The organism is Bacillus sp. FJAT-26390, from assembly GCF_001682865.1.
Taxonomy (GTDB): Bacteria; Bacillota; Bacilli; order Paenibacillales; family Paenibacillaceae; genus Pristimantibacillus.
This window is the reverse complement of the sequence record NZ_MAQX01000005.1, coordinates 51,728-72,504: the sequence shown is the minus strand read 5'-3', so window position 1 is coordinate 72,504 and position 20,777 is coordinate 51,728. Positions and strand designations below refer to the sequence as shown.

At 47.7% G+C, this 20,777-nt stretch carries 22 protein-coding genes and 1 riboswitch; of the genes, 21 read left to right on the top strand and 1 reads right to left on the bottom strand.

Translation table 11 applies throughout. The features are described from left to right. Window positions 1-59: 59 nt before the first annotated feature. A complete protein-coding gene (locus A7975_RS10545; RefSeq protein ID WP_028609554.1) occupies window positions 60-314 on the bottom strand; it encodes an AbrB/MazE/SpoVT family DNA-binding domain-containing protein in 255 nt (84 codons plus the stop codon). Window positions 315-585: 271 nt separating this feature from the next. Between A7975_RS10545 and A7975_RS10540 the strand changes: the two genes are divergently transcribed. The 21 genes from A7975_RS10540 to A7975_RS10445 all read left to right on the top strand — a co-directional run bounded on the left by A7975_RS10540 (window position 586) and on the right by A7975_RS10445 (window position 20,705). Further along, entirely contained in the window at window positions 586-1,884 is a 1,299-nt protein-coding gene (locus A7975_RS10540; RefSeq protein WP_065385144.1) for an HD domain-containing protein, read from the top strand. A 17-nt stretch (window positions 1,885-1,901) separates the two neighbouring features. After that, entirely contained in the window at window positions 1,902-2,675 is a 774-nt protein-coding gene (locus tag A7975_RS10535) for a TatD family hydrolase (RefSeq protein ID WP_065385143.1), read from the top strand. A 183-nt stretch (window positions 2,676-2,858) separates the two neighbouring features. Then, a riboswitch (cyclic di-AMP (ydaO/yuaA leader) is annotated at window positions 2,859-3,042 on the top strand. Between the two features lie 248 nt (window positions 3,043-3,290). Continuing rightward, window positions 3,291-4,439 carry a resuscitation-promoting factor gene (locus A7975_RS10530; protein WP_065385142.1) on the top strand — a complete coding sequence of 383 codons (1,149 nt, stop codon included), beginning with the start codon at window positions 3,291-3,293 and terminating at the stop codon, window positions 4,437-4,439. Between the two features lie 125 nt (window positions 4,440-4,564). Further along, entirely contained in the window at window positions 4,565-5,113 is a 549-nt protein-coding gene (gene rnmV / locus A7975_RS10525) for a ribonuclease M5 (RefSeq protein ID WP_053373392.1), read from the top strand. 3 nt (window positions 5,114-5,116) lie between these two features. Continuing rightward, on the top strand, window positions 5,117-6,058 hold the full coding sequence (gene rsmA / locus A7975_RS10520; protein WP_065385141.1) for a 16S rRNA (adenine(1518)-N(6)/adenine(1519)-N(6))-dimethyltransferase RsmA: 942 nt from the start codon (window positions 5,117-5,119) through the stop codon (window positions 6,056-6,058). 56 nt (window positions 6,059-6,114) lie between these two features. Then, the gene (yabG, locus tag A7975_RS10515; RefSeq protein ID WP_053373390.1) at window positions 6,115-6,999 is read left to right on the top strand and encodes a sporulation peptidase YabG; all 885 of its coding nucleotides are present in this window, start codon (window positions 6,115-6,117) and stop codon (window positions 6,997-6,999) included. 219 nt (window positions 7,000-7,218) lie between these two features. Then, on the top strand, window positions 7,219-7,494 hold the full coding sequence (gene veg, locus A7975_RS10510; RefSeq protein ID WP_053373389.1) for a biofilm formation stimulator Veg: 276 nt from the start codon (window positions 7,219-7,221) through the stop codon (window positions 7,492-7,494). Window positions 7,495-7,685: 191 nt separating this feature from the next. Further along, complete coding sequence (locus A7975_RS10505; protein ID WP_053373388.1) at window positions 7,686-7,871, top strand: small, acid-soluble spore protein, alpha/beta type; 186 nt, start codon at window positions 7,686-7,688, stop codon at window positions 7,869-7,871. A 137-nt stretch (window positions 7,872-8,008) separates the two neighbouring features. After that, the gene (gene ispE / locus A7975_RS10500; protein ID WP_053373387.1) at window positions 8,009-8,863 is read left to right on the top strand and encodes a 4-(cytidine 5'-diphospho)-2-C-methyl-D-erythritol kinase; all 855 of its coding nucleotides are present in this window, start codon (window positions 8,009-8,011) and stop codon (window positions 8,861-8,863) included. 82 nt (window positions 8,864-8,945) lie between these two features. After that, the gene (purR, locus tag A7975_RS10495; protein WP_053373386.1) at window positions 8,946-9,773 is read left to right on the top strand and encodes a pur operon repressor; all 828 of its coding nucleotides are present in this window, start codon (window positions 8,946-8,948) and stop codon (window positions 9,771-9,773) included. Window positions 9,774-9,826: 53 nt separating this feature from the next. Then, window positions 9,827-10,225: a RidA family protein gene (locus tag A7975_RS10490; RefSeq protein WP_053373385.1), complete on the top strand. Its 399-nt coding sequence runs from the start codon at window positions 9,827-9,829 to the stop codon at window positions 10,223-10,225. A gap of 130 nt (window positions 10,226-10,355) precedes the next feature. Beyond that, window positions 10,356-10,637 (top strand): septation regulator SpoVG, encoded by a 282-nt coding sequence (gene spoVG / locus A7975_RS10485; RefSeq protein WP_028609566.1) that lies wholly within the window; start codon window positions 10,356-10,358, stop codon window positions 10,635-10,637. Between the two features lie 172 nt (window positions 10,638-10,809). Beyond that, on the top strand, window positions 10,810-12,207 hold the full coding sequence (gene glmU / locus A7975_RS10480; RefSeq protein WP_053373384.1) for a bifunctional UDP-N-acetylglucosamine diphosphorylase/glucosamine-1-phosphate N-acetyltransferase GlmU: 1,398 nt from the start codon (window positions 10,810-10,812) through the stop codon (window positions 12,205-12,207). A 171-nt stretch (window positions 12,208-12,378) separates the two neighbouring features. Further along, on the top strand, window positions 12,379-13,029 hold the full coding sequence (locus A7975_RS10475) for a 50S ribosomal protein L25/general stress protein Ctc (protein ID WP_053373383.1): 651 nt from the start codon (window positions 12,379-12,381) through the stop codon (window positions 13,027-13,029). 175 nt (window positions 13,030-13,204) lie between these two features. Beyond that, window positions 13,205-13,765 (top strand): aminoacyl-tRNA hydrolase, encoded by a 561-nt coding sequence (gene pth / locus A7975_RS10470; protein ID WP_065385140.1) that lies wholly within the window; start codon window positions 13,205-13,207, stop codon window positions 13,763-13,765. Between the two features lie 63 nt (window positions 13,766-13,828). Then, complete coding sequence (gene fin / locus A7975_RS33005) at window positions 13,829-14,059, top strand: anti-sigma-F factor Fin (protein WP_076271278.1); 231 nt, start codon at window positions 13,829-13,831, stop codon at window positions 14,057-14,059. A 109-nt stretch (window positions 14,060-14,168) separates the two neighbouring features. After that, on the top strand, window positions 14,169-17,696 hold the full coding sequence (gene mfd, locus A7975_RS10465; RefSeq protein ID WP_065385139.1) for a transcription-repair coupling factor: 3,528 nt from the start codon (window positions 14,169-14,171) through the stop codon (window positions 17,694-17,696). A 71-nt stretch (window positions 17,697-17,767) separates the two neighbouring features. Next, complete coding sequence (locus A7975_RS34115) at window positions 17,768-18,832, top strand: peptidylprolyl isomerase (RefSeq protein WP_053373380.1); 1,065 nt, start codon at window positions 17,768-17,770, stop codon at window positions 18,830-18,832. An 89-nt stretch (window positions 18,833-18,921) separates the two neighbouring features. After that, window positions 18,922-19,161 (top strand): hypothetical protein, encoded by a 240-nt coding sequence (locus A7975_RS10455; protein WP_065385138.1) that lies wholly within the window; start codon window positions 18,922-18,924, stop codon window positions 19,159-19,161. Window positions 19,162-19,323: 162 nt separating this feature from the next. Further along, entirely contained in the window at window positions 19,324-19,572 is a 249-nt protein-coding gene (locus A7975_RS10450; protein WP_065385137.1) for a substrate-binding domain-containing protein, read from the top strand. A gap of 131 nt (window positions 19,573-19,703) precedes the next feature. Beyond that, complete coding sequence (locus A7975_RS10445; protein WP_053373377.1) at window positions 19,704-20,705, top strand: ABC transporter substrate-binding protein; 1,002 nt, start codon at window positions 19,704-19,706, stop codon at window positions 20,703-20,705. The last annotated feature ends 72 nt before the right edge of the window (window positions 20,706-20,777 follow it).

The following is a 20,777-nucleotide window of genomic DNA, read 5'->3' as shown; positions in this document are numbered from 1 at the left end:
AAGGAGTATAAAAAAGGTTAGAATTAACAAGTTGATAAGTACAGTATAACCGATTTTTTTTATTTTGTCACAGGTGTTGGCATTTCAGACAAACAAATATGACAAACAATTTTTCCTTTGAAGTAAGATACGTTTTCTGCATTGCCACAGAAGATACATGCAGGCTCGTATTTTTTAAGCATGATGCGCTCGCCATCCACGTAGATTTCAAGTGCATCTTTTTCGCCTATTCCTAGTGTACGGCGTAATTCGATTGGAATAACGACCCGTCCTAGTTCATCAACCTTACGAACAATACCAGTAGATTTCATCATAATCTATCATTGCCCCTCTCAAAATACAATTCGCCATCGTTCGACATAAATTTTGCTTTTATGATTACTATAATACCAACGATTACCATAATAGTCAACCAATAAAATTGACTTTCAAAGCCGTCAGGTTAAGTATTTGACTATACACAAGGCTCATATTACTCTGTAATAGAATACAACAGCTTCGACATTTTGGAAACTAATTTACGACACTATTCGACAATAGTTTCACTTAATGTGTCGAAAATATGAACAAAGGAGATGAGAGACGATGAAGCAACAGCTGACCGAAGAGAAGGTTTTTAAGGACCCTGTCCATCATTATATATATGTTCAGGACCAAACGATTTGGGATTTAATCAATACGAAAGAGTTCCAGCGATTGAGAAGAATCCGCCAATTAGGAACCTCGTATTTAACTTTTCATGGTGCTGAACATAGCCGATTTTCACATTCGCTAGGAGTCTATGAAATTACGCGTAAAATTATTTCTCAATTCGAGCGTAACGGCTATCCCGATTGGCCTGCCGAGGAGCGGCTGGTCTCGCTTTGTGCCGCGCTGCTGCATGATGTCGGTCACGGCCCGTTCTCCCACTCCTTAGAAGAAGTATTCGACACGGATCATGAAGAGTGGACATGCAAAATCATACTGGAGAACACGGAAATCAACCAAGTGCTGCGGGCCGTATCGGAAGAGTTCCCCGCGCAAGTTGCTGCAGTTATCCGAAAAACATATCCAAAGCCCATCGTCGTAAGTCTCATTTCAAGTCAAATGGATGCTGACCGTATGGACTATTTGCTTAGAGATGCTTATTATACTGGTGTCAATTATGGAACCTTTGACTTAGAGCGCATATTACGGGTATTGCGTCCCTATAAAGGGCAAATTGTAGTGAAAGAAAGCGGAATGCATGCCGTAGAGCATTATTTGATGTCTCGCTATCAAATGTATTGGCAGATTTACTTCCATCCAGTAACAAGAAGCTCTGAAATTATTTTACGTCAAATATTTCGTAGAGCGCAGGAGCTTTATGTGGGTGGCTACACATTTGAATGGATGCCGAGCTCACTAAAAGGATTGCTTCACAACTCGATTACGGTGCAAGATTATTTGAAGCTGGATGAAGCACTCGTGCAAACCGCTTTCACGCAGTGGGCAGAGGAGCAGGATTCGCTGTTAAGCGATTTATGCGATCGATTTATGAACCGCCATTTATATAAGTACATAACGATCGAAAATCCGGATGAGGACCTTTTGAATGAGATCAGCCATTGCTTCTCTTCTATAGGAATGAATCCGGATTACCATATGGAAATTGACTTCCCGTTTGACCTTCCTTATGACGTATATCGACCGGACAAAAAAGAAGGAGAAAAGAAAGAAAAAGCGCCGATTTTGTTGTTAGACGGGCAAGATGAAATAAGCGAAATATCTGCCAAATCCGACATCGTTCGCTCGATTACGGGGCTGCATCAAGGCCAATATCACTTGTACTATCCGGAAGAGCCGCTCAAAAAAAATATTTCCCTGATACCCGGTTCGTTGAAAAAATTGTTTAAACTCGACTAAAGGAGCCTGACACTAACATGACATTACTTTTTGATACCCATACGCACTTAGACTCATATAAATTCGATGAGGATCGCGACGAGGTTATTCAGCGCGCGAAGGATGCAGGCGTACACATGCTGCTTAATATCGGGTTTAACCGTGAAACCATCCCAACGACGATTGCGCTTGCTGAGCAGTATGATTTTATTTATGCGGCTGTTGGCTGGCACCCGGTGGATAGCATCGACATGCTTCCCGAGGATTTAGAATGGATCGAGCGCCTTTGCGCACATGAGAAGGTTGTTGCTATCGGTGAAATCGGCTTGGATTATCACTGGGACACGTCACCCAAAGACGTTCAGCAGCGTGTATTCCGCGAGCAAATCCGCCTAGCCCGCAAAGTAGGCAAGCCTATCGTTATTCATAACCGCGATGCGCATGAGGATGTCATTCGGATTTTGCAGGAGGAAAATGCAGCCGAGGTTGGAGGGGTCATGCACTGCTTCTCAGGCAGCTGGGAAACCGCAAAACAATGCCTGGATATGAATTTTTATATTTCGTTCGGAGGGCCGGTTACTTTCCAAAATGCAAGGGTACCCAAAGAGGTGCTTAAGCAGGTTCCGCTCGATAAAATTTTGATTGAAACCGATGCTCCATATTTGGCTCCTCATCCGTTCAGAGGGAAGCGAAATGAGTCCTCGTATGTGGCACTCGTCGCACAGACAGCAGCCGAATTATTAGGCAAATCTGTTGAAGAAATAGGCGCAATTACGACCGAAAACGGAAAAAAATGTTTTGGTATTGTCTGAAAACGAGAGAACCAGAGAGAATTTAAGACCTTTATCGCGTAAAAACTAATTTTTATAGCGATTATCGCTTAATTTTTCCGTCTTTATCCACCTTTTTCGCTTAAATCGTCTTTTATCGTATCTTTACAATTCACCTCGTATGAGGGTATGATTCAACTCAGAGCATTACATTTTGTATTGGATTTCCAGTTTGCGCTTAATCTCCATTTGGAGAGCGGGGGAACCAAATACGGGTTTTTGTACCGTGTTTTGAATTCTTCAAGGGGTGAATTTCGGAGCCTTTGCCATGAGCATTGCGTTTTCGAATAGGGCGTCTCTCTTGCCCGAATCCGTCAGCTAACCTCGTAAGCGTTCATAGAGAGTGATCAACCTCGTGCATCCATTTTTCTGTATCCCAGTGTAATCATTTACCGGGAAGCCACGAAACAGATCCTCTGTCGACGGCTTCTTTTTATTTTCGAATAAACGGGAATTTGTCGACATAGGGATTAAAGATGGGGGTGGGAGGATCGATAGCAGTACTGGATTGCGTGCTTGCACGCCAATATACTATAGTCGCGTCAGTTGTATCATGCGTAACACTTGGCGGCGGGGCTATGAAGGAGGACCGATGAAGTGGGAATACTCCAGGTTAAGGACACCCATGGGAAACGATCATCCAGCATGTCTTTCGCATTGCGATGGAAGCGTGAAAACTTGCGTTTGATTCTTTTGAGTGCTACTATCTCAATCGCTATGACTTTCATGTTTTTGGTGTTGTTGTACGGAACGGCTGTCAAAAGCGTCTCCGTAGTAGTGAACGGACAAGAAACCATTGTGGAAACGAAGCAATGGGTCCTGCAACGCCTACTGGATGAACAAGCTATCGCAATTGGACCACATGATGAGGTGTCCATACCGCTTAATGCGGCAATAAAGGACGGAGATCGAATTGAGGTTACTCAAGCGATTCCGGTAATTGTGAAAGCTGATGGCAAGACCTCTACTGTATATACGACAGAGAGAACAGTGCAGGCAGCGATCGAGGAATTAAATATTCCAGTTCGTAATCATGATAAAGTAATGCCTCCGCTTAATACGGTAGTTGATTCGGAATTAACGGTAACGGTCGTACGTGTCGACACGAAGGTGTCTGAATCCGAGCGCGCCATGCCGTACTCTATCGTAAAGAAGAAAGATCCTACGCTGGAAGCGGGCAAGGAAAAGCTCGTGCAAACCGGTAAGGAAGGCCTTATTGTTGAACATATCGAGAAGCAGTACGAGGACGGCATTCTCATTTCGAAGAAGATGGTCAGCAAGGTTGTCCAGACCGCTGCAGTTGACCAGGTTGTCGCTATCGGAACGAAGAAGGCTGAACCAAAAGTTTCTGTGCTCTCTAACAAAAGCCAGAGCGTTGCAACGCTTACGAAGAGCGGTGTATCGTTCAAGGCCAAGACCGTACTTAAGAACTTCACGCTGACTGCCTATTCGGCAGGTGTCGCTTCTACAGGTAAAGATTCCGACCATCCGGATTACGGGATTACAGCATCTGGCTCCCGTGTGAAAGAAGGACGAACGATAGCGGTTGATCCAAAGGTTATTCCGATTGGCTGGTGGGTTTATATTGAAGGGATCGGTTTCCGCCGGGCTGAGGATACGGGCAGCGCGATAAAAGGAAACAAAATCGACGTATACTTCGATAGCAACAAAACGGCAAATAAGTTTGGCAGGAAGAAGGGCTTTACCGTTTACGTGCTCGGGCCTAATAAACCAACGTCAAGCTAATATGCGGGTTTACCATCATCTTATCGTAATATTCAATTAAATATGCCATCATAAGGAGAGGCACCGCCTCTTCTTTTTGCATGTTTGCGGGTTTATAAGAGTTTATTTTGAAGGGAATGGTCTTGATGATCAAAGAGATCATTGTCGTTGAAGGTAAAGACGATACCGCAGCGATAAAACGGGCGGTTGAAGCGGACACCATAGAGACGAACGGCTCGGCTATCGGCGAGGACGTGCTGAGAAGAATTGCGCTTGCGAACGAGCGCCGCGGCATTATTATATTTACAGATCCCGACCATGCGGGAGAGCGAATTCGCAAAATCGTTGCGCGTCACGCGCCCGGTTGCAAGCATGCTTTTTTGCCACAGGAGCAAGCTTTGTACAAGGGAGATATCGGCATTGAGAATGCAAGCCCGGATGCGATTCGCACGGCACTCTCAGAGCTCCGTACAGAGTCGCTTGACGAATCGGGAGAGATTAGCTTTGAGGATTTAATGGAAGCGGGGCTTATTGTTCATCCTGACGCTTCTAATCGACGCTTGGTTATGGGCAAGCTACTCGGGATCGGTTATGCAAACGGCAAGCAGTTCTACAAGCGTTGTACAAGCTTTCGCATTTCCAAGGTGGAATTTGCAGAAGCGTTTAAGCAAATGGAAGAGGAACTGGGGGGTTAGGAAATGAGCGATCACGATCAAAATGAGCAAAGCAAGGCTGCGGTGAAATCGGCACCCTTCGAGGTAGCAACGCCAAAGCGGACCAAAGAGATTATTGCCAAATACGGCTTCTCTTTCAAGAAAAGTCTAGGGCAGAACTTTCTGATTGACCAAAATATTTTGAACAATATCGTTGCAGCAGCTGAGCTGGATGAAACGAAGGGAGCGCTTGAGATCGGTCCCGGGATTGGCGCGCTTACGCAGCGTCTTGCGCAAGCTGCCGGCAAGGTGGCGGCGGTCGAGATCGATAACCGGCTTATTCCGATTTTAAAGGATATATTGGCTGAAGAGCAGCATACCACGGTCATTCATGGCGATGTGCTGAAGCTTGATTTGAAGCAGCTGTTCGAAGAGCAATTTGCTGATGTAACGGGCGTCAGTGTCGTAGCTAATTTGCCTTACTATGTGACTACGCCTATTTTGATGAAGCTGCTTGAGGAGAAGCTGCCGCTTGAGCACATCGTCGTGATGATTCAGAAGGAAGTGGCTGAGCGGATGGCAGCGAAGCCAGGAGGCAAGGAGTATGGCAGTCTTAGCGTGGCTGTCCAATATTACTGCGTGCCTAAGCTTGTTTGTACGGTGCCGCATACGGTGTTTATTCCGCAGCCAAACGTGGATTCGGCTGTTATTAAGCTATCCCTGCGCGATAAGCCGGCCGTTGATGTGCCGGACGAGGAACATTTTTTCCGTGTCGTGCAAGCGAGCTTCGCACAGCGCAGGAAGACGCTTGCGAACAATCTGACTGCATTTGTAGGCAAGGAACGGCGTGAGGCATTGACGGAGATGCTACTGAAGAACGAAATTGACCCTATAAGGCGCGGCGAGACGCTTTCGCTTGAGGAATTTGCGCGGATTAGCCGCAGCATGCTGGAAGCGGGCTGGGGAGCTCAGGCGGTTAAGTCATAAAAATACTCACCATTCGCTCTATCTGCCCATAGGATAGAGGAAGAGGTGATTTACCCATGAAGCAAGGGGACCTGGTCGTCCGCAAATCGTATGGCGGTGACGTGCTATTTAAAGTTGAAGCTGTTCGTACAGAAACTGCTGTTCTGAAGGGCACGGACTACCGATTGCTTGCGGATGCTCCGATTCCAGATCTGTCGGTCGTACGCGATCCAGAATCGACAAGCGCGGTTCAGCAAGTTCGAATAAAAGTAAATGATTCCTTAAGACGTATGCACTCTGAACGAGAACGTCAAGCGATTGAGAACGAGGATAATATTCGGCATGCGATGCAGCAGAGCCAGCCATTTTTTGAAGTGCCAGGAAAAGTTCTTCATCTCGATGGCGACGGTAACTATTTGAAGAAGAGCATGCAGCTGTACAACACGATGCATGTTCCTTCGCATGGCCTTCATGTGCATGAATCCCAAATGGCTGATGTGCTGTACCGACTGCTGCCTCAAATCCAACCGGATATCGTCGTTATAACCGGACATGACGGTGTATTGAAAAACCGCGCACAAATGGACCTATACAGCCTAAGCAGCTACAAAAATTCACAGCATTTCGTTAATGCGGTTCGCGTTGCTCGTGAATACGAGAAGAATCGCGACGGATTGATTGTTATTGCGGGTGCTTGCCAATCGCATTTTGAAGCATTGCTTCAGGTAGGCTCCAACTTTGCGAGCTCGCCTGGACGTATTTTGATTCATGCGCTCGATCCCGTTTATATAGCCATTAAAGCGAGCTATACGTCGATTAAAGACACGATCAACTTAGCTGACGTTATTCATGGCACGATAAGCGGAATCGATGGTGTAGGCGGCATTGAGACGATGGGACGCTTCCGCGTTGGCATGCCGAAGCCTAAAATAACGGAATCCTCTTCTATGTTAAAGCAGTAAATCAGTAAAACAAATAACGCCGTTTAGGCGTTATTTTGTTTTTTAAGGTTGAAGCAACTTCTTAATATGTATATTATTTGCTATTTCATACACAGTTTTTTTAAAATGGGTGAAATCACCGTTGACAAGTAAATATTCCGGCTGATATAATATTTTGCTTTGTTTGACAAGCCTCCTTTTTTTAGTTATAATGGACAAGGAAAGAGGTGGTAGTGGACAATGGCAAAAAATGCGCTATTGGATATTAAACGCAGTTTGGAAGCTCATGTTGGCTCCAAAATCCGTCTTCGAGCGAACGGTGGCCGACGAAAGACCATCGAACGAACCGGCACGTTGGAAGAAACCTACCCTTCTGTTTTCATTGTTAAGCTGGATGAAGAGCAACATGCGTTCAAGCGTGTCTCTTACAGTTATGCGGATATACTGACCGAGTCGGTGGAAGTGACCGTATGCAATGATGAAGGTCAAGTCCGTATTGCCCATTTGCAACAATAGATTATATATCGCCTAGTGAGGCATGTTAGCGCAGAGAAATCTGCGCTTTTTTTTTTATTAAAAAACTTACTTAGTGTTCTCGAGTGTGAGCCAATTCCAGCGCGTATGGACCCATTCAATTTGAAGCATACTACCTGTGCAATAGTGACAGCCTATATGCTTATCGTTAATTTGGAGTTGGAGGTAATGGAATGGGCCGCAGAAGACGTGGAGTGATGTCAGAGCAGTTGAAATATGAACTAGCTAAGGACCTTGGATTTTACGATACCGTGCAGCAAGAAGGCTGGGGCAGCATTCGTGCGAAGGACGCGGGCAACATGGTAAAGCGTGCGATACAGCTTGCCGAGCAAGCCGCTGCAAAGTCGAATCAGCCGTAAGCGGAACGTCATATTTATGCAGGCAAAAGCTAAGGTGTTGGCATTCGGAAATTAACCGTTTGTCATCTCTTAGCTTTTATTGCGTTCGTTTGATATAATGATGCTTAAGCTTACGAACGAACGGGTGAACTTATCGGATGAAAATTTATGAAAAAGCTCCTGCCAAAATTAATTTATTGCTCGATGTGCTCCGCAAGCGTGATGACGGCTACCATGAAGTCGAGATGATTATGACGATGGTTGACCTTGCAGATCGACTTGAAATGGAAGAGCTCCCTAGAGATACTATTATTATTTCAAGCCAAGTAGGCTACATACCTCTAGACGAGAAGAACCTAGCCTTTCAAGCGGCTAGGCTTATTAAAGAACGCTATGATGTGAAGCAAGGCGTATATATTCATTTGGACAAAAAGATTCCGGTCGCTGCGGGACTCGCCGGCGGAAGCAGCGATGCCGCTGCTGCGCTGCGCGGACTAAACCGGCTGTGGAAGCTGCAGATCCCTGAGGACGAGCTATGCCGACTTGGCGCTGAGCTTGGCTCTGACGTTCCTTTTTGCGTAACAGGCGGCACAGCGATTGCTCGCGGCCGTGGCGAGAAGCTTGAGCATATCGCGGCCCCTCCGCAGTGCTGGGTCGTGCTGGCGAAGCCGCCAATTAACGTTTCCACAGCAGACGTCTATGGCAGATTCCGGGCTAACGAGCTGAAAGAGCATCCTTCCATCCCTAATATGGTCGATGCGCTGCAGAGAGGCTCCTTTGCCGATATTTGTGACGGGCTTGGCAACGTACTGGAGAAGGTTACGCTGGATGTGTATCCGGAGGTCATGCAGCTGAAGGAAAGCATGATTCGTCTTGGCGCCGATGGCGTTTTGATGTCAGGCAGCGGACCGACCGTTTTTGGCCTTGTGTCGAAGGAAGCCAAGCTTCCGCGCATTTACAATGGGCTCCGAGGTTTCTGCAAAGAAGTCTATGTGGTAAGAATGCTGACATAGGACTGACGTTCTTCTTGATTAAATCCGTATAAAAATGTTATATTGACATTATATTATTCGGATTTAGTGGGGGGAGATGTGTTTGAAGAAGTTGAAACGGAGCTCGCGGTTGGTTGAAATGACGCAATACCTATTAAGTCGACCCCACACGTTAATTTCACTGACAGCATTTGCTGATCGATATCAATCGGCAAAGTCTTCAATTAGTGAGGACCTGGCGATTATTAAAGAAGTGTTTGAGGAAGAAGGAATTGGTGAGCTTCATACACTTGCTGGAGCTGCTGGCGGAGTGAAATATACGCCGAAGATGCAGCAAACGACGGCTCTTACCATTATGACGAGCATATGCCGCCAGCTAGAGCAGCCTGAGAGGGTTCTTCCCGGCGGTTATTTGTATATAACGGATATGTTAGGCCAACCGGAGCTGCTGGCTGATGTCGGCAGAATGTTTGCAACCGCGTTCGCGGATCGGAAGATCGACGTCATTATGACGGTAGAGACAAAAGGGATACCGCTTGCGTATGCAACGGCTGCCTGCTTGAACATACCGGTTGTCATTGTGCGGCGCGATAACAAGGTGACGGAAGGCTCCGCGGTTAGTATCAACTATGTATCGGGATCAACGAAGCGTATTCAGACGATGTCTCTGGCGCGCAGAGCGCTGAAGGAGCATTCGCGCGTTCTTATTATTGACGACTTCATGAAGGCTGGCGGGACGATCCAAGGAATGATGGATCTGCTGTTCGAATTCAAAGCTACAGTTGCGGGAGTAGGCGTATTTGTCGAGTCCGGCGAGGTAGAGCTCGAAGAACGTCTGCTTGAGGATTATGTATCCTTGGCTAAGCTGACTGCCGTTGATATGAAAACGAAGCAAACGACTGTTGTTCCTGGTAATTATTTTAAAGGATAAAATTGTCTGGAAATAATGGCTTATACTTCTTGATAGGAAAGGCTGGGACCATAATGACTACGAAGCAGCAACTGGAAGTAATCGCAACTGATAAAGCGCCTGCAGCGATTGGGCCTTATTCGCAAGCGATAAAGCTGGGAGGATTATTGTTCACTTCGGGACAAATTCCATTAGATGCATCTGGACAGCTTGTAGAAGGCGGAATAGAAGAACAAACCCATCAAGTGTTTCGTAATTTGGAGGCTGTTCTTGCGGCTGCAGGCGCCGGCTTTCAGGATGTAGTAAAAGCTACTGTATTTATGAAGGACATGAATCAATTTGCAACGGTAAATGGCATTTACTCGTCGTACTTCGGAGAGCATAAACCGGCTCGATCAGCCGTTGAGGTCGCGAGGCTGCCAAAGGATGTTTTTGTCGAAATAGAGGTCATTGCATCGACTCTTGTCGAATGAAAACGAAAAAGATTTAATTGTAAAAAAATATTTTAAATACAGCATGATTTTTCCAAAAATGTAGAAGGAATTGGCACAAAAACGTGGAAGTATACACCAAGTCTCTGATAGACAAAGGTGGTGAACACAAGTGCAAATTACTGATGTCAGACTCCGCCGTGTAAATTCCGAAGGGCGTATGAAGGCGATCGCATCCATTACTATTGATAATGAATTCGTTGTTCACGATATTCGTGTCATCGACGGAAACAATGGTATGTTCGTTGCAATGCCAAGCAAACGTACTCCGGATGGAGAATTTCGGGATATCGCTCATCCGATCTCTTCAACCACCCGGGAGAAAATCCAGGCTGCTGTTCTCGCAGAATATGAGCGTGCAGCAGAAGAAGTTGCGATTGAAGAAGGAGCTTAACCAAAGCATTTCATGAATTTTGGGGTTGTTTGGAGAAGAGAGCCATGGCTCTCTTTTCTTTTTTTTGCAATAGAGGAACATAATCGTATAATGGAATATAATAAAGCTAGTATTTTTTGTAGATGGGTTTAACTGTGTTTATTATTCATAGTAGATTTAGGAGGTCTTTCATTTGAAAGTGATGGCGATTGTGCTTGCAGCCGGACAGGGCAAGCGTATGAAATCGAAATTATATAAAGTGCTTCATCCGGTATGCGGGAAGCCGATGGTTGGTCATGTGCTTGATGTTGTGAAGGAAGCGAAAGCGGAGCGCTCCGTTGTGATCGTAGGGCATGGTGCGGAAATGGTTAAGTCCTTTTTGGGCGACAGCGCGGAATATGTGCTGCAGGAGCAGCAGCTAGGTACGGGCCATGCGGTGCGTCAAGCTGAAGGCTTGCTGGGCGAAGAGGATGGCACGACGATCGTTATTTGCGGAGATACGCCTCTCGTACAGGCTTCCACGATTAGCGCAATGCTTGAGCTGCATGCATCAAGCGGTGCGGCTGCTACGGTGCTTACGGCATCATTTGATGTTCCTGCCGGCTACGGGCGCGTTATTCGCGGCGAGGATGGAACGGTGCAGCGCATAGTCGAGCAGAAGGATTGTTCGCCGGATGAGGCGGCGGTTAAAGAAATCAATACAGGCACGTACTGCTTCGACAACAAGAAGCTGTTCGCAGCGCTTGCGAAGGTAACGAGCAACAACGCGCAGGGAGAATTTTATTTGACCGATGTTATCGGCATTTTCCGCGAGGCAGGCGAATCCGTTCAAGGCTACTGCACTTCGGATTTGGCGGAGGCCATTGGCGTGAACGACCGCGTTGCGCTTGCGGAAGCGGAGCGCTTCATGCGCGAGCGTATTAACCGCAACCATTTGCTTGGCGGCGTTACGCTTATCGATGCTTCTTCGACTTATATAGAGGCAGGGGTACAAATCGGTTCGGACACGGTTATTTATCCGGGTACGGTGCTGCGCGGATCAACGGTTATTGGCGAGGATTGCATCATTGGTCCTCAAGCTGACATTGCGGACAGCACAATCGGAGCAGGCGTTACGATTAAATATTCCGTTGTGGCGGAGTCTGTCGTAGGCGACACCAGCTCGGTAGGTCCTTACGCTAACTTACGCCCAGGCTCGAAGCTTGGCGTTGGCTGCAAAATCGGCGATTTCGTTGAACTCAAAAACGCAACGTTGGACGATGGAAGCAAAGTGTCGCATCTGAGCTATGTAGGAGATGCCAAGGTAGGCAAAGACGTGAACGTTGGCTGCGGTGCGATTACGGTCAATTATGACGGCTATAATAAATTTGTTACAGAAATCGGCGACAATGCGTTTATCGGCAGCAACGTCAACCTCATTGCTCCCGTGAAGATCGGCGATGGCGCTTATGTCGTTGCCGGATCTACAGTAACGCATGATGTTCCGGCTGGCGACCTCGCGATTGCGCGCGAGCGCCAAGTGAATAAACCAGGTTATGCGGACAAGATTCGCGGCCGTGCCAAAGCGAAGAAAGAAAAGAAGCAGCAATAAATACGACGCAGCTAAAAGATGCAGGACGAATTCGTAATGGCGAATTCGTTGCTGCATCTTTTTTTTGTCTTCTTTTATTAGTTGTTTAATATTTGGCAGCAGTGGGTAAGTTATAGGGAAATGCATACGAAGCGAGTTTTTGCTTCACAAAACTTTTAGGAGGTAATCAATATGGCGATAGCGATGAACGCGGATCAACGAACTGGCACGACGAAAGGTGAGTTGCGCCAATTGCGGCTCCAAGGGAAAATTCCGGGCGTTATTTACGGAAAACAATTAGATAATGCCGCTCAGGTAACTGTAGATAGCAAGGAGCTGCAGGCGCTGCTTCGGTCCCATCCGAACGCTGTGCTTGAAATAAATGTTCCATCACATGGCAAAACATCGGTTATGATCTCAGAAATCCAGCGTGATTCATTGAGCCGTCAAGTGCTTCATGTTGATTTCCACCAAATCAACATGAACGAAAACGTGCGTGCTAACGTTCGGATTACTGCGGAAGGCGATTCGCAGGGCGTAAGAGAAGGAGGCATTCTTCAAGTGATTTTGCATGAGCTTGAGGTGCAATGCTTGCCTGGCAACATTCCTGATTCCGTATCCGTAGACATTTCCGCGCTAGCGATAGGCGAGAGCGTACTCGTAAGCGATTTGAAGCTGCCTAAGGGCGTTGAATCGCTTGCTGAGCCGGAGCAGGTCGTCGTGACGATTCTTGCGCCGCAGAAGGAGCTTACGGAGGAAGAAGCAGAGGATGCGGCTGTGGAGCTTGCAGAGGCGGAATCCCGTTCCAAGGAAGCGCAGCTTGAAGGCATTAAGAGTCTGTAATTCCAACCTTGCAAAATACAGTTGCGAATTTGAATGGCGCCGCCCTTTACTAGGGCGGCGCTGTTTTGTCATTAGGCGAGGCTGGCGCTATCTATTCTCATTTTTAACTACGTTTAAGCCGTTTACGCTTGCAAGAGATTATGATACATTTGTCCGTAAAGGAGTGGAGCAAGCAATGAGGTGGATTGCAGGACTTGGGAATCCCGGTACGGCTTATCAGGGAACCCGGCACAATGTTGGATTTATGGTTATTGATGAGCTGGCGAAGCGCTGGGGCATTAGCGTTACGCAAAGCAAATGCAAAGCTTTAATCGGAGAAGGCAACGTGCAAGGCACGAAGGTTGTCCTTATTAAACCGATGACATATATGAATTTGTCAGGCGAGTCTGTTCGGTCTTTTCTCGACTATTTTAAAGCAGATGTGCAAGATGGCTTGATCGTTTACGATGATTTGGATACGGAGATCGGAAAGCTTCGGCTCCGTTATCAAGGCAGCGCAGGCGGGCATAACGGCATTAAGTCGCTCATTCAGCATCTGGGCACGCAGACGTTCGACCGCGTTCGGATGGGCATCTCCCGTCCGCAGCCAGGCATGAACATTGCGGATTATGTGCTGTCCGCTTTTCCGAAGAGCGAGAAGGAGAAGCTGGATGCGATGATCATGGATGCATGCGATGCGATTGAGTTCAGGCTGAAAGCGCCATTTGAAGAGACGATGGCAAAGTTTAACCGATAATCTGTTAGATTACGGGATTACGGGCATACTGAAGGGTATAACGACCCTTCAGGAGGCATACATATGGCTGTAAACTATATTTGTCGGCATTGCAGAACGTCAATTGGATCCCTCAGCGGGTCAAATATAACCGAGCACCAGCTTGGTTTCCATTTCTTGACCCCCGAAGAGCGCAGCGATATAATAGCGTATGACCCAAATGGAGATGTAACGGTAAAAGTGGTTTGTGATTATTGCCGCGAGGCGATCGACGCGAACCCGGAGCTTCATTTGGTAACTAGCCCTCTTCAATGACGGAAAGTGAATAGTATGAGCCTTAGCGGATGGCTGAGGCTTATTTTCAATGTACAGGGAGCGATCGTAATACTCTTTCGATTGTGTATAGAAACGGGGTGTCGCAACGTTGAAAGCTTTAATTAATGCTTTTGCCGCGGATTCGGACGTTCAGTCCGTCATATCCGGTATTCGTAAAGGCATGCGCGAACAGATGATATCTGGACTCGCAGGCTCTTCCAGGCAGGTGCTAATTGCAGCGCTGCAGGAGGATGTAGAGCGTCCAATGCTCGTTGTGACGCATAATATGTTCGCTGCGCAGAAGATTGCAGAGGATTTGCAGGAATGTCTTTCACCAGAAAATGTTTTATTATATCCCGCGAATGAGCTGGTTGCTGCAGAGGCGGCGATCTCGAGTCCCGAGACGCTAGCGCAGCGAATGGATGTGCTGATCAAGCTATCCAAGGGCTATCGCGGGATTGTTGTCGTGCCCTTCTCAGGGGTTCGGCGCTATTTGCCAATAAGCAGTGTGATGGCTGAGGCGCAGATAGAAGTGAACGTAGGCGATTCGCTGCCGATTGATACGTTCCTCAGACAAATGACAGCGCTTGGCTACACGAGAGCCGACCGAGTGGAATTGCGCGGCGAAATGAGCGTTCGCGGCGGTATTGTCGACTTCTATCCGTTAACGGCCTCACAGGCGTACCGGATCGAATGGTTTGGCGATGACGTTGATTCCATTCGCGCCTTTGACCCTGCGGATCAGCGCTCTTCCGATCGCTTTGAGTCCTACGTGGTTCCGCCATGCCAAGAGCTGATGGCTGATGGACACCGTATGGAGGTTGCGGCTAATCACGCGCAGAAGCTCCTTGAGAAGCAGCTCGACAAAATGACCGACCGCACAGCGAAGGATCGTCTTCGTACGGAACTGGGCGGAGAGCTTGAACGGCTGCGCGAGCATGTATATTTTCCGGAAATGTATAAATATATTTCGCTTCTATATCCCGAGCGGCAAACGATTCTTGACTATATGCCAAGCGATACGCTTCTCATACTAGACGAGCCAACGCGTTTGATAGAGACGTCCAAGCAATTGGAGCGGGATGAGGCGGAATGGTCCATGCACTTGCTGCAAAACGGAAAATCGCTGCCGGATCTTGCGCTGGCGCGCGATACGGAGGAGATTTTGCACCATCGACCGTTTCCGACGCTATTTCTATCCTTGTTCCTCAGGCAAATCCCGCATTCGCAGCCGCAAAATATTTTGAACATGACGAGCCGCTCGATGCAAAATTTCCATGGGCAAATGAATGTCCTTAAGGCAGAGATGGAGCGTTGGCGCAAAACTGGCGCAACCGTCATGATGCTGGCCGGCAACGCGGAGCGCATGGAGAGAATGCGCCGCGTGCTCGACGACTATAGCATCGAGACGCCTATCCTGCTTGAGGGTAATTTGCAGTCCGGATTTGAGCTGCCTTCCTCTCATCTCGTCATTATTACCGAGGGCGAAATGTTCTCCCAGAAGCAGCGCAAAGCAAGAAGATTGGATAAGAAGGTCGATAATGCAGAGCGTATTAAGAGCTACACGGAGCTGAAGGTTGGCGACTACGTCGTTCACCATAATCATGGTATCGGCAAATACGTAGGCATCGGTACGCTTGAAATAGCAGGCATTCATAAAGATTATTTGCATATTTTGTATGCTGGCGGCGATAAGCTGTCCGTTCCGATCGAACAAGTCGATATGATTCAGAAGTATGTCGGCAACGAGGAGAAGGAGCCGAAGGTCAATAAGCTCGGCGGAAGCGAATGGACGAGAGCGAAGAGCAAGGTAAAAGCCTCCGTACAGGATATCGCCGATGATTTGATCAAGCTGTATGCAGAGCGGCAGACCGCGCCGGGTTATGCTTTCGGACAAGACACGTCGTATCAGAATGAATTCGAGGCCATGTTCCCGTATGACGAGACGCGCGATCAGCTGAGAGCTATAGAAGAGATTAAAAAGGATATGGAAAAAACCCAGCCGATGGATCGTTTGCTGTGCGGAGACGTTGGTTACGGCAAAACCGAGGTTGCGATTCGAGCTGCTTTCAAGTCGGCTATGGACAGCAAGCAAGTAGCGGTGCTCGTTCCGACGACGATTTTGGCGCAGCAGCATTACGAGACATTCCGCGAGCGGTTCTCGGGTTATCCGATTAACGTTCAGGTGCTTAGCCGTTTCCGATCCCGCAAGGAGCAGAACGAGACGATGAAGGGACTGAAGACGGGAACGGTCGATGTTGTCATTGGCACGCACCGCTTGCTGTCGCAGGATATTATTTTCAAGTCGCTTGGGCTTCTTATCGTCGACGAAGAGCAGCGTTTTGGCGTATCCCACAAGGAAAAGCTAAAGAAGCTGAAAACCAATGTTGACGTGCTTACGCTGACGGCTACTCCGATTCCGAGAACGCTGCATATGTCGATGCTAGGCGTGCGCGATCTGTCGGTTATCGAGACGCCGCCGGAGAATCGTTTCCCCGTGCAAACTTATGTGGTCGAATACAGCCCGTCCCTCGTACGCGAGGCGATTGAGCGAGAGCTTGCGCGCGGCGGTCAAGTCTACTATTTATATAATCGCGTTCAAGGCATCTACCAAATGGCGGAGCAAATCAATGCGCTCGTTCCGGGTGCTAGAGTTGCGGTCGGCCATGGCCAAATGTCGGAGCAGGAGCTCGAGAAAACGATTCTCGATTTTCTTGACGGCGAGTCTGACGTTCTTGTCAGCACGAGCATCATTGAGACGGGCGTCGATATCCCGAACGTCAACACGCTAATCGTACATGATGCGGATAAAATGGGACTTTCCCAGCTTTACCAGCTACGTGGCCGCGTAGGGCGCTCGAATCGCATTGCGTATGCGTATTTTACGTACCAAAGGGATAAGGTGCTTACAGAGGTCGCAGAGAAGCGTCTGCAATCGATCAAGGAATTTACAGAGCTTGGCTCGGGCTTCAAAATAGCAATGCGCGATCTATCGATTCGTGGAGCGGGCAATTTGCTAGGCGCGGAGCAGCATGGGTTTATTGCCTCTGTCGGCTTCGATATGTATTCGCAAATGCTGGCCGATGAGATTGCGAAGCGCAAAGCAGAGATGAGCGGCGAGGAAATGAAGGAAGAGAAGCCGGTCAGCACGCTTATTGATGTCAGCATCGATGCTTATTTGCCTTCCGATTACATTTATGACAGCATCCAAAAGATCGAGATTTACAAAAAAGTTGCCGCTATTCGCAATTTTGATGAAGCGGATGATGTGATTGATGAGCTAGTGGATCGTTTTGGCGATTTGCCGCAGGCGGTTAGCAATTTGCTTGCTGTAGCTAGGCTGAAGGTATACGGCACGATGTATGGCATTGAACAGATTAGCGGCAAGGGGGATGACCTGGTGCTTCGTTATGCTGCCTCGGAGAAGCGCCGGATTGACCGGAAAAAGGTGGATCAGCTGTGTTTGAAGCATGAGAACCGCTTTAAGCAGGGCAGCGAGCAGGAGCCGAATCCATCGATTTTGCTGCGCGGCAAGGGATTGAATATGGAGCAGAAGATTCATATGATCGAGCAATTTTTGCAGGCCTATAAGGATGTTCTTCTATATAAGGACGAATTGCAAAATGTGTCGCCATAGACAAGATTCGCTTTATGCGTCCCTTTTCTGATACAATACAAACAAGCTCAAAAGATGAAAGGGGATTCAACATGTTACACAGTTCACGCAAATCGGCATGGCGCAAAGGCGCGCTGCTTATCGTGGCAGTTGTGCTGGTCATGACTATGGCGGCATGCGGCGCGAAAAAGACAGAAATTGCTACCTATAAAGGCGGCAATGTGACAGATACGGAATTCAACAAGTATTTGGATGTATTTACGGTTATGCAGCCAACGTACGCGCAAATTATCGAAATACCGCAATTTAAGGAGCAGTTGCTCCAACAGTATATTTCCTACAAAATTTTAGGCAGCCGCGCAACGGAGGAATCCGTTAAAAAGGCTGAATCCGATGTTAAAGAACAAATGAAACAATATAAAGATGCATTGAAAAATAATGCGGAGCTCAAAACGGCTGTTGACGCGAAGAAATTAAAAGATAAAGATATGGAGAACTATTTGCTGCTGACATCTAAAGTTGTCGCACATATGAACTCCCAAGTAAAAGATGAAGATATGAAAACCGAGTATGAAAAGAACACGGTTAACTATGCGCTAGTTACGGTTCGTCATATTTTGGTAGCGACAAAAGATCCTTCATCCCAAGAAGGCAAAGAGCTTCGTACGGCTGAAGCAGCTTTGGCGCGTGCCAAAGAAGCGAAAGCTAAGCTGGATGCGGGCGGCGACTGGGCAGCCGTTGCCAAAGATTTCTCCGATGATACAGGCTCCAAGGAAACTGGCGGCCTCTATGCAGACAAGATTAACGGCGACTGGGTTGAAGGCTTTAAGCAAGCAGCGTACAAGCAAGAGATCGGCGTTACTGGCGATCCGGTAGAAACAGAGTTTGGTTACCATGTCATTAAAGTAGAGAAACGTGACGCACCCGCTTTTGACAAAATCAGCGACACGGTCAAAGACAAGCTTAAGAGCACGATTTCCTATGAGCTTATGAACAAGTTCATGACGGACGAGCTTCCTAAGCAAGATATCGTGATTAAGCTTCCTAAGACGGAAGAAGAGACTCCGGCAAGCGACGCGCCTGCGAGCGATGCTCCTGCCGGCAGTGAAACTCCAGCAACGGATGCACCGGCGACAGATGCGCCTGCAACGAAATAATTGCAGCAACCTGTTATTCAGACCCTTTAACCAACTGCTGGTTAAGGGGTCTTTTGCTGAAAATATGTAAAGTAAGGGTTGGTTGCACGGTGAACACAAACCACTATTTGCTGCGTGAGGCGATGATTGTCGTATTGAAATCTCCTGGAACATCAACCGAGATGAAGATCGGCGCGCCTACGTTATTTATGGTTAGCGAGGGCAGTGGAACGATGACGATTAATGCTTCCGTCACCGAGCTCAGCTTTGGCTGCCTCTTGTTTGCCCATGCCGGAGCAAGGGTGTTCATGACCAGCACGGAATCTGCCGACTTGCGCCTAGCTGAGTAGGTATTACGGTCCGATGAGACCGTAGGCGCTTATGAAATTGCAGATGGCAATGTTTTTGCGCTTAGCACGCAGGATCGCGGCGCGTATGCACTATATGAGGTGCTGGGGCTTCCTGCTCCTAATTCAATAAAACGGCATGTAATTGAGGCGGGAAAAAGTAAAATGATCGCTTCAGGCGAGCTTTCAGCCTATGCAGCCGACCATATGGTCGTGAGTATCTATGAAGAGGGCGGAATGGAGAAAACAAACCAGTTGTTGGCAAGCGATGCTTGGCGCAACCTTCCGGCTGTCAGAGAAGACAGGGTATACGCGATACCCGTCACGAAATGTTTCGCGAATGATGGCGTATCCTTGCAAAAGCTGACGGACATGCTCGTGGATATGCTTCATTCTCGCCAAAATCAAAAGTGACAATAATCCATATGACAAGGTGACTTTTATCTATAGACGGCAGCTGTCGCTATTTGATATACTTCTAACGATAATGATTCCCATTATCATTAATAAGAATCAATCGTTGAACGCAAATAGGGAGGCTCACCATGTTAAAGAAGAAATCGTATTTGATCGTTAGCGCTATTGTCCTTATGTTGTCAGTTCTTGTATCCGCGTGCGGCGGAGGGAACAATACAAACGGCAATGCTGCTGCTAACGCGCCTAAAGAGAGCGAAGCGCCGGCAGCAACGGAAGCGCCTGAGGCACAATTCCGCAGTTACGAAACGGCAAAGGGAGCGGTAGAAATTCCGGTGAAGCCGCTAAAAATAGTTACGGATTATTACGGAGGCGAGCTGCTTTCGGTAGGCGCCAATGTTATTGGTGTTGAGCCTACCGCTTTCGATAATCCGTTTCTGAAGGAGAAGCTTAAAGGTGCAGCTGACGTAGGCGCGCCGGTTAACGTAGAGAAGGTGCTGGAGCTACAGCCAGACCTTATCGTCGTGATGTATGACGAGAACTATGAGGCCTTGTCTAAAATAGCGCCGACGATTCATATTCCTTACGGCACGGCTACGAATATTTATGAAACGGTAAAATTGTTTGGCGACATCGCAGGTGCGCCGGATAAAGCGGAGCAGTTTATTGCTGAATTCGATAAAAAAGCTGCTGAAGGCCGCGAGAAGCTTAAAGGAGTCGTAGACGAGAATGCAACCTTTGGCCTTTACGAGCTAACCGATAAAGGCGAGCTGTGGATTTTTGGAGACAACGCGGGTCGCGGCGGTCAGGCCGTCTACAACGCTTTGAAGCTGAAGATGCCGCATATTAGTAAGAGCACGGAGGAACAAACGATTCAATTGTCGCTCGAGGCATTGCCGGAATATGGCGCTGATTATATGTTCCTAACGACATACGACCCCGAGAAAAAGGGCGAGGAGCTGGAAAAATTGAAGGCTTCAGGCGTATGGAGAGGTCTTAAGGCGTCCAAAAACAACAATTTGTTCTATAATGATTTTGATACGTTCTACCGTTATGATCCCATTGCTATAATGGGACAAATCGATCTCTTCGTTGACATGCTTGTGAAGCGTGCGGAAGAGAACAAGAAATAAATGTGATCGAATAATCGTACGAGCCCATTTCAAGGCATGAGCCTTGAGTTGGGCTTTTTTTTACGCGCAAGA

Bases quoted from the DNA above. Each gene is read 5' to 3' on its own strand.
- A7975_RS10545 (WP_028609554.1), bottom strand. From the start codon at position 314: ATGATGAAATCTACTGGTATTGTTCGTAAGGTTGATGAACTAGGACGG.
- A7975_RS10450 (WP_065385137.1), top strand. From the start codon at position 19,324: ATGATCGCTTCAGGCGAGCTTTCAGCCTATGCAGCCGACCATATGGTC.
- yabG (WP_053373390.1), top strand. From the start codon at position 6,115: ATGAAGCAAGGGGACCTGGTCGTCCGCAAATCGTATGGCGGTGACGTG.
- rnmV (WP_053373392.1), top strand. From the start codon at position 4,565: ATGATCAAAGAGATCATTGTCGTTGAAGGTAAAGACGATACCGCAGCG.
- pth (WP_065385140.1), top strand. From the start codon at position 13,205: ATGAGGTGGATTGCAGGACTTGGGAATCCCGGTACGGCTTATCAGGGA.
- A7975_RS10490 (WP_053373385.1), top strand. From the start codon at position 9,827: ATGACTACGAAGCAGCAACTGGAAGTAATCGCAACTGATAAAGCGCCT.
- ispE (WP_053373387.1), top strand. From the start codon at position 8,009: ATGAAAATTTATGAAAAAGCTCCTGCCAAAATTAATTTATTGCTCGAT.
- fin (WP_076271278.1), top strand. From the start codon at position 13,829: ATGGCTGTAAACTATATTTGTCGGCATTGCAGAACGTCAATTGGATCC.
- A7975_RS10535 (WP_065385143.1), top strand. From the start codon at position 1,902: ATGACATTACTTTTTGATACCCATACGCACTTAGACTCATATAAATTC.
- A7975_RS10505 (WP_053373388.1), top strand. From the start codon at position 7,686: ATGGGCCGCAGAAGACGTGGAGTGATGTCAGAGCAGTTGAAATATGAA.
- A7975_RS10475 (WP_053373383.1), top strand. From the start codon at position 12,379: ATGGCGATAGCGATGAACGCGGATCAACGAACTGGCACGACGAAAGGT.
- A7975_RS10445 (WP_053373377.1), top strand. From the start codon at position 19,704: ATGTTAAAGAAGAAATCGTATTTGATCGTTAGCGCTATTGTCCTTATG.
- A7975_RS10540 (WP_065385144.1), top strand. From the start codon at position 586: ATGAAGCAACAGCTGACCGAAGAGAAGGTTTTTAAGGACCCTGTCCAT.
- A7975_RS34115 (WP_053373380.1), top strand. From the start codon at position 17,768: ATGTTACACAGTTCACGCAAATCGGCATGGCGCAAAGGCGCGCTGCTT.
- rsmA (WP_065385141.1), top strand. From the start codon at position 5,117: ATGAGCGATCACGATCAAAATGAGCAAAGCAAGGCTGCGGTGAAATCG.
- veg (WP_053373389.1), top strand. From the start codon at position 7,219: ATGGCAAAAAATGCGCTATTGGATATTAAACGCAGTTTGGAAGCTCAT.